General features: G+C 65.9%; 12 protein-coding genes. 2 read left to right on the forward strand and 10 right to left on the reverse strand.

Going from position 1 to position 12426, the window contains the following annotated elements; translation table 11 throughout:
- Positions 1-36 precede the first annotated feature (36 nt).
- Both AC1Q6E_RS06065 and AC1Q6E_RS06070 read left to right on the forward strand, forming a co-directional pair.
- Positions 37-1023, forward strand: coding sequence for a tripartite tricarboxylate transporter substrate binding protein (locus AC1Q6E_RS06065; RefSeq protein WP_152799759.1), 987 nt, complete (start codon positions 37-39; stop codon positions 1021-1023).
- A gap of 39 nt (positions 1024-1062) precedes the next feature.
- The gene (locus AC1Q6E_RS06070; protein ID WP_296560857.1) at positions 1063-2169 is read left to right on the forward strand and encodes a mandelate racemase/muconate lactonizing enzyme family protein; all 1107 of its coding nucleotides are present in this window, start codon (positions 1063-1065) and stop codon (positions 2167-2169) included.
- A 132-nt stretch (positions 2170-2301) separates the two neighbouring features.
- Here the strand turns inward: AC1Q6E_RS06070 and AC1Q6E_RS06075 are convergent, their stop codons facing one another.
- From AC1Q6E_RS06075 to AC1Q6E_RS06120, 10 genes are read right to left on the reverse strand one after another with little or no spacing between them, the layout of a single operon-like run.
- Positions 2302-2790: a MaoC family dehydratase gene (locus AC1Q6E_RS06075; protein WP_152799763.1), complete on the reverse strand. Its 489-nt coding sequence runs from the start codon at positions 2788-2790 to the stop codon at positions 2302-2304.
- Positions 2765-3598 (reverse strand): enoyl-CoA hydratase/isomerase family protein, encoded by an 834-nt coding sequence (locus AC1Q6E_RS06080; protein WP_296560855.1) that lies wholly within the window; start codon positions 3596-3598, stop codon positions 2765-2767. The genes AC1Q6E_RS06075 and AC1Q6E_RS06080 overlap by 26 nt, the downstream gene beginning before the upstream one ends.
- 10 nt (positions 3599-3608) lie before the next feature.
- Positions 3609-4511, reverse strand: a complete 903-nt coding sequence (locus AC1Q6E_RS06085; RefSeq protein ID WP_296560853.1) for a LysR family transcriptional regulator — start codon at positions 4509-4511, stop codon at positions 3609-3611.
- A 27-nt stretch (positions 4512-4538) separates the two neighbouring features.
- Entirely contained in the window at positions 4539-5987 is a 1449-nt protein-coding gene (locus tag AC1Q6E_RS06090) for a CoA transferase (protein WP_492572398.1), read from the reverse strand.
- A complete protein-coding gene (locus tag AC1Q6E_RS06095; RefSeq protein ID WP_152799770.1) occupies positions 5984-7540 on the reverse strand; it encodes an AMP-binding protein in 1557 nt (518 codons plus the stop codon). The genes AC1Q6E_RS06090 and AC1Q6E_RS06095 overlap by 4 nt, the downstream gene beginning before the upstream one ends.
- Positions 7537-8919 (reverse strand): class-II fumarase/aspartase family protein, encoded by a 1383-nt coding sequence (locus tag AC1Q6E_RS06100; protein WP_492572399.1) that lies wholly within the window; start codon positions 8917-8919, stop codon positions 7537-7539. The genes AC1Q6E_RS06095 and AC1Q6E_RS06100 overlap by 4 nt, the downstream gene beginning before the upstream one ends.
- A gap of 30 nt (positions 8920-8949) precedes the next feature.
- Complete coding sequence (locus tag AC1Q6E_RS06105; RefSeq protein ID WP_492572400.1) at positions 8950-9855, reverse strand: SDR family NAD(P)-dependent oxidoreductase; 906 nt, start codon at positions 9853-9855, stop codon at positions 8950-8952.
- Positions 9856-9898: 43 nt separating this feature from the next.
- A complete protein-coding gene (locus tag AC1Q6E_RS06110; protein ID WP_492572401.1) occupies positions 9899-11053 on the reverse strand; it encodes a thiolase family protein in 1155 nt (384 codons plus the stop codon).
- Positions 11050-11502 carry a Zn-ribbon domain-containing OB-fold protein gene (locus tag AC1Q6E_RS06115; protein WP_296560845.1) on the reverse strand — a complete coding sequence of 151 codons (453 nt, stop codon included), beginning with the start codon at positions 11500-11502 and terminating at the stop codon, positions 11050-11052. Before AC1Q6E_RS06115 ends, AC1Q6E_RS06110 begins: the two co-directional genes overlap by 4 nt.
- A complete protein-coding gene (locus AC1Q6E_RS06120) occupies positions 11499-12398 on the reverse strand; it encodes an SDR family oxidoreductase (protein WP_152799780.1) in 900 nt (299 codons plus the stop codon). The genes AC1Q6E_RS06115 and AC1Q6E_RS06120 overlap by 4 nt, the downstream gene beginning before the upstream one ends.
- Positions 12399-12426: the final 28 nt, after the last annotated feature.

Genomic DNA, 12426 nt, shown 5'->3' on the forward strand with positions numbered 1-12426 from the left:
CGCCGGGCAACAATTGAATGACAGAGGAGACAGAACATGTGGACCCGTAGACGCATCATTCAGTTCGGGCTACTGCAAGGCGCGGGCACACTGGCGCTGCCGCTCCCATCCCGAGGCGCCCAGTGGCCGGATCGGCCCGTACGAATCGTCGTGCCCAACCCGCCCGGCGGCACGGCGGACATCACTGCCCGCATTGTCTTCGAGCGCGTGGGCGCTGCCGTCCATCAGTCTTTCATCGTGGAAAACCGAGCCGGCGGCAACGGCACCATCGCCATGGTCGCGGTTGCCCGCTCCAAACCGGACGGCTACACCTTCGTCGTCGCGGGCGACTCCGCCACCTATGTTCCGCTGGTGCAAGAGCCCCCGTCATTCACGATGGAGCGGGATTTCGTACCCGTCTCCCTTCTGGTGGCCCAACCCGTCGTGCTTGCTGTCCATCCGGACACCGGCATACGCAGCGTTGCCGACCTGATCTCGCGCGCCAAGGCCGAACCGGGCAAGCTGTCATACGGAGTGTCGGGCGTCGGCTCCACCCACCATGTCGCAGCCGAGATGTTCTGTAGTGCTGCGAACATCAGCATGACCTCGATCCCCTACAAGGGTGGCGGCCAGGCAATCGCCGACCTGATCGCAGGCCAGATTCCCGTGGCTTGCCTGGGCGCTGGTGCAATCGCCGCCCATGCACGCAGCGGCCGGATCCGCGTTCTGGCCGTCACCTCGGCCGAACGCTCGACCAGTCTGCCCGACGTACCGACCCTGGCCGAGGCCGGCATTCCAGGCATCGACATCACGCAATGGTTCGCGCTCTATGCACCACGCGGTACGGCGGCGCCAGTACTGGAAGCGCTGCAACGACACGCCGCCGCGGCCCTCCAACAGCAAGCGGTGCGCGAGAAGTTGGCGGAGAACGCAATCGACGCGGTCGGCAGCGATGCCGCTACGCTTGAACAGCGGCAGAAAAAGGACAGTGCGGCCTGGCTCGCGGCAATCAATCGACTCGGCATCAAGCCGGCCGGCGCCTGATCGGCGCGTCTCGATCAACCCGACCAGAACCCGCCCCACATGGACATCTCACATCCTCTGCACATTGCGCGCATTCAGGTACACGTGCTGCGTCACCCGATCTCGACCCCTGTCCGGACCTCTTTTGGCGTCATGCATGACCGGCCCGCCGTATTCATCCGCATCGAGGATACCGACGGGGCTTACGGCTGGGGGGAAGCGTGGTGCAACTACCCGGGCTGCGGAGCAGAACACCGCGGCCGGCTGATAGAGACCGTCCTCTGGCCCTTGCTCGAAGGGCGCGCCTTCGATTCGCCCTGCGCAGTCCATGAGCACCTCAGCGCGGAGACCGCGGTCCTGGCCATCCAGTCCGGCGAGCCCGGCCCCCTGGCCCAGGCCATCGCGGGACTGGATCTGGCGATGTGGGATCTGTGCGCAAGACGCGCCGGGGAGCCCTTGTGGCGCTTTCTCGGAGGGACTCGAGACACGATCGGCGTGTATGCAAGCGGTTTGAATCCTCACGCACCGGAACAACTCGTCGCCCGAAAATGGGAAGAAGGTTTTCGCGCATTCAAACTCAAGATCGGCTTCGAACCGACGAGGGATCTGGAAAACCTGCGAAGGATCAGGGACGCCGTGGGCACATCCGCCATGCTCATGGCAGATGCCAACCAGGCCTGGGATCTGCCGACCGCATGTCAACGCGTCCAGGCACTCGCGGAATTTGAACTGGGCTGGCTCGAAGAGCCGTTGCGGGCCGACCGTCCGTGGCAAGAATGGCGGGAACTGGCCACCCACACGAACACGCCGCTGGCAGCCGGAGAAAACGTCAGCAGCCAACAGGCTTTCTCCTCGCTCCTCGATTCTGGTGCGGTACGCATCGTACAACCAGACATCGCAAAATGGGGCGGAATCTCCGATATCCAGCCCCTCGTCCGACGCATCCAGAAACACGGCTTGCAGTATTTTCCACACTACCTGGGCGGCGGCATAGGTCTGCTGCATTCGGCGCATCTGCTCGCCGCGACGGGAGGATCAGGCTGGCTTGAAGTGGATGCCAACGACAACCCTCTCCGCACAAGATTCTGCGGACGGTTGGCAGCGGTTGGCGCAGGTAGGGTCTCTCTCGGGAACGCACCAGGCATAGGCATCGAGCCAGAGCTATGACCTCGGTCAATACCGCGCAGTGAACACGATCCTTATTGCCACAACCTGTACAGCGACTACCACCGCTAGCTGCAGGGGCAGGCTACGCCGGCGCGTGGGCCGCCGCCCTGCGAGACGGCTCCCAGCCCGGTGCTACCGGATCCTGTCGTAGCGCCGGCTGATGGTTTCGGCGACGCACGCGGGCTTGGACATACCGTCGCACTCGATACTGGACTCCCAGATCAGTTCGACGACCCTGACGTCAGGCTGACCCGCCATGGCCGGCAGCCAGCGCATATCCTTGAGCTTGATACGGGCCCGCAACATGCTGCCTTGAAGTACAGGCGTGGGAAAGCGAACCTTGTTGAGCCCATAGTTGATGCTCATCTCCGAAGGAGGAAGGGTCACCGCCTGGCTCATCAGATCCGGCAAGAGCGAAAGCGTCAGATAGCCATGCGCAATGGTCGTGCCGAACGCCGATTCCTGGCTTGCCCGCTCCTGATCCACATGTATCCATTGCTGGTCGCCCGTGGCTTGGGCGAACAGGTCTATGCGCTGCTGGTCCACGCGCACCCATGGACTGATGGCAACCTCCTTTCCTATCTGTTCATGCAGTTCATCGAGTGTCCGGATTGTCCGCATCCTTGTCTCCTGGCAATGAAAAGAGGGGCCATTGGTAAGGCAGCGGCTCCCGCGCCAACAGCCTTCCGGCTGCGTCCGCGTGATAGCTCGTGGAGTAGGCGATGGCCTGCGCCGATGTCTCCGTATCGCACATCGAGTCGAGATCGGCGGACAGGGATCTGGCCAGGGCCGCTTTGGTCATGGCGAACGCACTGCGCGGCAGCCGGGTCAGCGCCCGTGCGATCATTCCGGTGCGATGGTCAAGCGCGTCGGGCGAAACGACTTCGCTGGCAATGCCCAGCTGCAATGCTTCTTCCGCACCGATTTCGCGGTTCGAATACAGCAGCGCCTTGGCGCGCGCCCATCCCACGATGCGCGGCAGCGTGAACAACGAGCACAGGTCGGGCACCAGGCCGATGCGCAGGAACGACATGGCAAGCCGGACCCGGTCCGTGGCGATCACGAGGTCGGCCGCCAGCACCAGGCTGCAGCCCGCGCCATAAGCGCATCCGTCCACCGCCATGACAACCGGCTTGGGGAGTTCCAGCAGGCGGCGCGCGCCGGCCGTGGCGGAAAGAATGCGGTCGCGGCCCGCCTCGGCGTCCAGCTCGCCGGGACGCATGTCCGCGATATCGCCCCCAGCGCAGAAGTGACCGCCCTCGGCGCGCACCAGAACCGCCCGGACACACTCGTCGCTCCCGGCGCGATCGAACGATCGCCAGAGTTCGTCGCGCATGGCCCGGTTCATGGCATTGCGCTTTTCCGGCCGCGCCAGGGTGATGGACGCAACGTGCCCATCGACGCGATAGTGAACGAATGACTGGCTCATCTCAGGCCTCTCAGTCCAGTTGGCGGGACAGCCGTTTCCTGGCGAGCGCGATGAAGCGCTCCCGCAGCCGGGACTCGACGCTGCCATTCCATGCAAGCGCCAGCGTCAAGGTAAGCGGGCCCGCCGGCCCGGCCAACGGCCGGAATGTGACTTGTTTCATCTTGATGTTCTTCGACGAAGAGGGCACGAGCGCCACCCCCATCCCGCTCGATACGAGCATGATCATGCTGGGTATGTCGCCCACTTCCTGGGCGACACGGGGATGGAAGCCCGCGTCATTGCAGAGGCGGGTGATGCGGTGCGAGAGCGAGGAGTCCAGGGCGCGGCCGAACGTGATCAACGGTTCGCCGGCCAACAGGGCGATATCTATCCTTTCGCGCCGGGCCAGCGGGTGGCCTGCCGGGAGCGCCACGACCAGGTGTTCCCTGGCGAAAGGCAGCAGCTCGATATCGGGCGAGGCGACGGGCGGCCGCACGATGCCCAGATCCAGTTTTCCCTGGAGAATGGCCTCCACTTGCTGGGGCGTCAGCATGCTGTCGTGCAGTTCCAACTGGACCTGGGGGTACTGGCTGCGATAGTCGGCAAGCAGCCGCGGCAGCTCGGAGTAAATGGCCGAGTTGGTGAAGCCCAGGCTGAGCCTGCCCACCTGCCCCGCGTCGGCGCGTATGGCCGTGTCGCGCGCGCGCTCGGCCGCTCTCAGGATGTCCCGGGCCTCGGGAAGAAAGGCGCGGCCGGCGTCCGTCAGTTCCACATGCCGTTTGGTCCGGACGAACAGCACGACGCCCAGGGATTCCTCCAAAAGCCGGATTTGCCGCGACAGCGGCGATTGGGCGATGTGCACGCGCTCGGCCGCGCGGCCGAAGTGGAGTTCTTCGGCAACGGCAAGAAAATAACGGAGTTGTCTCAAATCCATGGCCGGCGCGGCTCCCGTGAACATTTGCTAGGACGACCACCGCGGCAGGCTTGCTCCCAGCAGCAGAGGAGGATCGCTCCAGAAGGCCGGAGTGCTCGAGAACCGGGTGATCGGAGCAAGATAATCGAGCTTCCCGAAGGGGCTGTCCATCTGCAGCACGTCCGGCTCCAGCGGCGCCGCCGGTGCGCCGGCCCCCACCAGGCCCATGTCCTGGACCCACATGCACGTCCGGGCCAGCGCCAGGCTGACGCGATAACTGCCCCCGTCGGCCGCGCGGCGCCGCAGCGCGGCCAGCACGCCCGCGGCGCCCAGGTAGGCCGTGGTGTAGTCCGCCACCAGGGTGGTGGGCGGCAGGCGAGGAGAATCCGGCCCGCCCTCCACCCAACTGATACCCGTCGTCGACTGCGCGTTGTGGTCGAATCCCACACGGTGCGCCCATGGCCCGCCGGCATCGCCATAGGCGCTCAATTCGACGTAGACCAGACCGGGATGGCCGGCGATCATGTGCTCGAACGACAGGCCCCGCCGCGCAAGACTGCCGGGGCTGTACGATTGAACGACGACGTCCGCGCCGGCAATCAGTTCACGGACGGTGGCCAGGTCCCCGGGCGTATCGAGGTCGAGGAAGGCGCTGCGTTTGCCGAAGCCGGTATCCAGCATGAAGTTCAGCGGATCCGTCTGGGTCGGGGCGGAAATGCGCAGGACGTCGGCGCCTTGCTCAGCCAGCGTCCGGGTCAGCCCCGGGCCGGCAAGAATATGGCTCAGGTCCAGTACCCGCAGCCCGGCCAGTGGCCGAGGACCGGTCTGGCGCCACAACCGGGGAGCGCCCCGCGCCGCCCGTTCGGTATGGATCACGGGAAGTCTGGACAGGGCCTGGGCGTGCGGGTGGAGGCGCCATTCTTCCGGCGAACGGACCAGCGACACCGGCAGGTTGGCCGCGATGCACGCATCCTCGAGCTCTTGCCCAGACCAGGCGGCGACCGCCTGCGCCACCGCCTCCCGGTTGTTCGGGGCGCCCAACAGCGTCAGCAACTCGTTGCGCAACTGCGGGCGGGTGAAAACCAGATACACCCACCGGCCGTCCCGCGTCCGGAAATAGCCATTGCCGGGCTCGTTGAAGGTGAAATCGAAACCTATCGGATAACCGTTCTGCTTGAGGTATCGCGCAGGATGCAGCGCATGCGCCGCCCGCCCGATCTCCACGGACACGTCCTGGCCGGCATGCCCCTGTTCCCTGGCGAGACTGGCCAGCGCGGTTCCCTGCGCCGCCGCGGCGACCGCCATGGCGCCCGCCAGCCGATGGGGGCTGTCGATAGCAGGGTCGGCCCCGGTGATCGACACCTCGCCGCCAGCATCCGTTCGCTTCAATCCCAGGACCGCCAGGCAGGCGTCCAGTTGCGCATCGGCGACCGGGTCGGCATCGGGGCGCGCGCCGGCCGGAATCCGTGCGGCCCACAGGCTTGATCCGGACATCATGCATTCTCCACGCGGCGATCGCTGTCGTCGCCATATCGCCGTTTCAGCGTAAGCTTGTCGATCTTGCCCGCCCCGTTCTTGGGCAGGTCGTCCACGATAACGATCTTCGTCGGCTGCTTGTAGCGGGCGAGCCTGCCTTGCAGATGGGCCATGATTCGACGTTCGTCCAGGCCACATCCGGGAACGGGGCTGATGACGGCGCAGACGGTCTCGCCCCACTTCGGATGCGTAATTCCGATGACGGCGGATTCCAGCACGTCCGGGTTCTCGGCCAGTCTGGCCTCCACTTCGGCGGCGTAGATGTTCTCGCCGCCGCTGACGATCATTTCCTTGATGCGTCCGGCCACGGTCAGGAAACCGTCGCCGTCCAGCCGCCCCAGGTCGCCCGTGCGAAGCCATCCGTCTTCGAACGCGGCCGCCGATTCAGCGGGTTGGTCCCAATAGCCGAGCATGACGTTGGGGCCCCGCATCTGGATCTCTCCGATCCCGTCGATGCCGGCGGCCGCGATGCGGACATCGCCGAACATGGGCGCCTGGCCAGCCGTCATCGCCTTTGCAGCGGGTGCGCCCGGGGCCAGGGCGGTCACCAGCGGCGCGGCCTCGGTCAAGCCATAGCGCTGGATCACGGCGATGCCCCGGTCGTGGTAGCGCTTGATCAGTGCGTCGGAAACGGGAGCGCCCCCTACGATGATGCCGCGCAGGCTGGACAGGTCGGCGCGGTGGAAGTCGTCCTGTTCCGCAAGGAACTGGTACATGGCCGGTACGCCGGCAATGATGGAGATGCGCTCCGAGGCGATGCGCCCGATGATGCTGCCGGGATCGAACGACTTCTCCAGGTGGATCGTCGCACCGCGCAAGAAACTTTCCATCACCGTCGAAACCGGGGCCGCATGGAACAGTGGCGCCGAAACGAGCACTTTATCGGTGGGCAGCCCCCCCTGGATAAGGATGGTATTGAGGGTGTTCCAGAAGATGTTGCCATGGCTGAGCATGACGCCCTTGGGGCGGCCCGTGCTGCCCGAGGTGTAGAGCAGCCAGGCTGTCTCGTCCCACCCAGCCGGACGATGGCTCGCGCGGGCGTCCGGCGCGGCGGCGCAGGCCTGGGCAAACTCGTCGCCGCCGTTCCTGTCCGAACGCAGGAAAAGACCGCAGTTGGTCTGCCGCGCCACCTCCGCCTGGATGGGCGCGAACTCCGCGCCATGGATCAGCAGCGCGGCACCGCAATCCCGTACCATCGCCACCACCTCGGGCGCGCTCAGCCGGAAGTTCAGCGGAACGAAGACCGCTCCCATGCTGGCGGCGGCGAACATCGTTACCAGGAAGCGCACGTCGTTGAAATCCAGCAGCGCCACGCGGTCGCCTGGTCGCACCCCCGCCTCGAACATCCAGGCAGCCAGGCCTTGCGCCATCCGGTGCATGTGTCCATATGTCCAGCGCTCTGTCTCCTCTCCCCTCCTCCAATAGACCATCGACAGGGCATCGGGACTTCTTTGCGCATGTTTGGCGAGCCAATGCTGGAGATTCGGATCGGGCATAACCCACGAGTGCTTCATGCGGACCGGCCTTCCGAAGTGTTTGCGGGACGGCGGCCGCCAGCCGCCAGCAGACCGTCGACCATGGCGAGCGTACTGCCCAGGTAGGACTCCGGGCTGCACAGCCGCTTGATTCCCTCTTCGCCCCCCAGCACGTCGCGCATATCTGCCTGCCCGGCCAGGATTTCCCAAAGCGGCCGCGCGCTTTCCGCCGCCTGTTTGCAGGCCTCGTAGACACGCTCATGGGCAGCCTGCCGGCCCAGCGCTTCGGCGGCGGCCATCATGACGGCTTCCGCCACAATCAGCCCGCCGGTGAGATCCAGATTCCGGCGCATGCGCTGCTTGTCGACGGTCAGGCCTTCGAGCATGAAAATCGCGTTCGCACAGGCGCCCGCGGCCAGCACGAAGCTTTGCGGAATGGCCAGCCATTCCGCCTGCCAGGGACCGGTCGAACGCTCGAAGTCGTGCACGGCCGCATCGAACATCAGGGCGGCGTTCTGGCGTACCGCCTTGGCGTTCGCGATGATCACCTCGCACGAAATGGGGTTGCGTTTCTGCGGCATCGTGCTGGATGCGCCCCGGCCAGGCACGAACGGCTCGGCCACTTCGCCGAACTCGTTGGCCATCATGAACGATACGTCGGTCGCGATCTTGGCGAGCGACCCCGTCAGCAGTGCCAGCAAGCCGACCGCCTCGGCCAGGTTGTCGCGCGCCACGTGCCAGGTGATCGCGGGAATGCCGAGACCCAGTTCCTCGCACAGGGCGCGCTGCACTTGCAGGCCACGGTCTCCCAGCGACGCGAGCGTGCCGGCCGCCCCCGAGAACGATCCCACCAGCAACCTGGGCTTGAGCTCTTGCAGCCTGGCCATATGGCGGTCGAACATCGACAGCCACACCGCCGCCTTGTAGCCGAACGTAATGGGCAGCGCGTGCTGCAAATGCGTGCGGCCCGCCAGCAGGGTCTCGCGATGCTCGCCAGCCATGCGCGCGAGCACGGCCCGAAGAGTGCCGATCTGTTCCTCTGTCAGCCGCAACGCTTGCCGAAGCTGCAGAACCAGCGCGGTATCCATGATGTCCTGTGTCGTGGCGCCCCAGTGCACGTAGCGCCCCGCGTCTCCCGCCGCTTCGGACAATTGCCTGACGAGGGGAAGGATGGGATAGCCGACGATCAGCGTCTCGCGCGCCAGTCGGTCGAAGTCGGCGGTGAAGGCGCTCGCGGCGCGGGTGATGTCGGCGGCTGCCTGGACGGGGATGATGCCGACGCGGGCTTGCGCCCGGGCCAATGCCGCCTCGACCTCCACATAGCGGCCGACCAGGGCGTCGTCGCAGAAAACCCCACGCATGTCGGCCGTGCCGAACATATCGCCGAAGATCCGCGAATCGATGGGAGTCGTGCTCATGCTTGTCTCTCTATCCTTTGTCCGTGGGCCTCAAATCGGATCCCAGCTGAATACGTCTGCGGAACGGTCCAGCGCATAGAAACTGGAACGCATGGCGGGTATGGCATGCTCCGCGATCGCCTCGGGCGTCCATCCTTCGCTGCGTTGCACCGAGCGAAGCGGACGGTTCTGGCTGATCAGGAAGAGCTCATTGGCGCGCACGGCGAATATCTGTCCGGTCACGTCGCTGGCGGCTTCCGAGCCGAGGTAGACGATCATGGGAGCGATCTTGGCGGTCTCCATGGTCTTGATCTTTTCGACCCGGGCCTGCTCCTGCGGCGTGTCGGCGGGAATGGAGCCGATGAGCCGGCTCCAGGCGAAAGGACACACCGCGTTGGCGGTGACGCCATAGCGCGCCATATCCAGGGCCACCGATTTCGCCAGCGCCACGGCGCCCAGCTTGGCCGCCGCGTAATTGGCCTGTCCGAAATTACCCACCAACGCCGAGGCCGAAGTCATGAATACGTAGCGGCCACCGTTGCGGGCCTTGAAGTGCGGTGCCGCCGCGCGGCTGACGTAGAACGAGCCGTTCAGATGCACGTCGACGACGGCTTTCCATTCTTCCACCGACATCTTGTGAAAGATGCGGTCGCGAACGATGCCGGCATTGTTGACCACCACGTCGAGCTGCCCGAAGTGGCGGATCGCGGTATCCACCATGTTCTGCGCCGAATCCCAATCCGACACCGAGTCGGTATTGGCAATGGCCTCTCCTCCGGCCGCGCCTATCTCGCGGACGACTTCGGCGGCCGGGCCGGAGTCGGTCCCGCTGCCGTCCAGCGCCGTGCCGAGATCGTTGACCACCACTTTCGCGCCGTGCGCGGCCATGGCCAATGCAATGTCGCGGCCGATACCCCGGCCCGCGCCCGTCACGAGCGCGACTTTTCCATCCAGCATGCCCATTGTCTTTCCTCAGTCTTCGATGATGTGGCAGGCGGCGTCAAAGCGTGCCCGCGCTGCCGAAAAGCGCCGTGCACTGGCTCGACAGCACGGCGCCGTTGCCATGCGCCAGGCCGACGTCGCAGGAAGCAACCTGGCGCTCGCCGCACTCCCCGCGTATCTGCCGCACGATCTCTATCATGGCGAGCAAGCCGTACATGCCGGGGTGGCAGTACGACAAGCCGCCGCCATTGGTGTTGACGGGCAGGCGCCCGCCCGGCGCGATCGCGCCATCGGCGACGAATGCGCCGCCATCCCCCTTCGCGCAGAAGCCCAGGTCCTCCAAGAACAAGATGGGCGTGATCGTGAAGGCGTCATAGAGACCTAGAACGTCCACGTCGGCAGGCCCGAACCCCGCCATGGCGAAAGCCGCCTGCCCCGACTGGACGGCGCAGGTCGTGGTCAGCTCGGGCATGTTCGAAATCGTGCCGTGCCCCAGCGCTTCGCCCACCCCGAGCACATAGACCGGGGGTTTGCGCAATGAACGGGCGCGGCCCGCCGAGGTCAGCACCATCGCGCCGCCGCCATCCAGGACCAGGCAGCAGTCGCGCACCGTCAGCGGTTCAGAGACCATGCGCGACGACAGCACCTGCTCGACGGCGAGCGGCTCTTTCTCCCAGGCCTTGGGGTTCAGGAGCGCCCATTGCCTGGCCGCCACGGCCACTTCCGCGAGATGCCGGCGCGTCGTCCCGTATTCATGCATGTGGCGCGAGGCGGCCAGGGCATAGGCGCTGACCGGAAGCAGCGGCCTGAACGGATCCTCGTAGGGGTTCGGGTCGGGACGAGATGCCGTGGTCCGCGACACCGACCGCTGGGTGCTTCCATAGGCGATCAAGGCGACCTCGCAGACGCCGGCCTCGATGGCCTGCACCGCATGGGCCACATGGGACATGAACGACGAGCCGCCGATCTGCGTGCCGTCGAAGCAGCGCGGCGAAATGCCCAGGTATTCCGCCAGCATCATCGGCCCGAACCGGACCTGCGCGCTGGCGACGAACAGGCCGTCCACGTCCCGCAGCGACAAACCCGCGTCCGCCAGGGCCCGCGTCGTGGCCTGGGCCATCAGATCCAGCGGCGTCGTGCCTGCCGCCATCTGCCCCAGGTCCGACTCCGCCACGCCCGCCACCGCGACACGCCCGCGCATCGAAGCATTCATGGCTGGCGCTCCTCGCGGGACGACGGCGAAACCGGCCGGTCGACGTCGAATACCGGATAAGGCTGGCCTTCATCCGGACGATGGACACGCATCCGCACGCGCATGCCGATCCTGACCTCCGAAGCCGGGATGCCTTCGATCCGGCTCATCAGCCGGAACCCTTCGTCCATGTCAATGAGCGAGACGTTCAGCGCCGCGTCCCCGCGGTAATGGACCGTGGTCACGGCATGGACGGTACCCATCCCCGCCGAGACTTCCCATGCCAGGCCGCAGCCGCCCGTACCGGGAACCGCCACCCGGGGATAGAAGACGGCGCGTCCACTCTCGAGGTCGCGCTGGAATGCCAGTTTTCCTTGCTCGAGAAACGCCAGGTAGCGTCCGTATGGCGACTCCTCGGCCAGACGATTCTGGCCGTCATAGACGCAGCCGCCCGCATCGGTCCCGCTCATGCCTGGCCTCCCGTCTTCACATCCACTGATCGCTGACTGCGGTCCGCCTCGGTCTGCGCCTTGATCCGCTCGCGCGACTCGCGCCATTGTTCGTCTCCCCACGCCATGTAGTGGGTGAAGTAGGCCCCCTGCGCCAAGTTGTAGGCGCCGTCGATGGCGATGGTCTCGCCGCTCAACCATTCGCAGCCATCGGCCATCAGGAAAGCCGCAAGGTTCGCCAGCTCGTGCATCTGGCCGAGCCGCCCCGTGGGGTTGTCCGCGATCTCGCGGGCGTGCGGGTCGCTCCCCGGGCGCAAGCGGGCTGTCGCGCCCTCGGTCGGAAAGATCCCCGGCGCAATCGCGTTGAAGCGAATGCCATGGCGCCCCCACTCGGTGGCCAGCGACTTGGTCATGGCGTCCACCCCGGCCTTGGACATGGCCGACGGCACGACGAAGGGCGATCCGGTACGCACCCAGGTCGTGACGATGGAAAGCACCGACCCCTTTCTCTTTTGCTCGATCCAGCGCTTGCCGACCGATTGCGTCACGTAGAAGGTACCGTGCAGCACGATGTCGGCGATGGCATCGAAACCGTTCGCAGACAGGTCTTCGGTGCGGCTGATGAAATTCCCGGCGGCATTGTTGACCAGGCCGGTCAGCGGACCGTCTTCCCAGATCCGCGCCACCATCGCGTCGACGGCCTTGGCATCGCGTATGTCCACGGCCAGCGGAACGACCTGCCCTCCGTGGCGCTGTTGCAGTTCATCGGCGGCATCCCGCAGCACGCTCTCGCGCCGGCCGCAGATGTACAGGGTGGCTCCCAGCTCCAGGAGCCGGCCGCCGATCTCCTTGCCTAGGCCGGATCCGCCGCCGGTGACGAGAATCCGATGTCCCTTGAAAATGCCCGGTGCAAACATATCCTATTCGTTCCTTGGTGAGGCTGAG

The sequence above is a fragment of the Pigmentiphaga sp. MLSB6-MA01 genome (assembly GCF_058793475.1).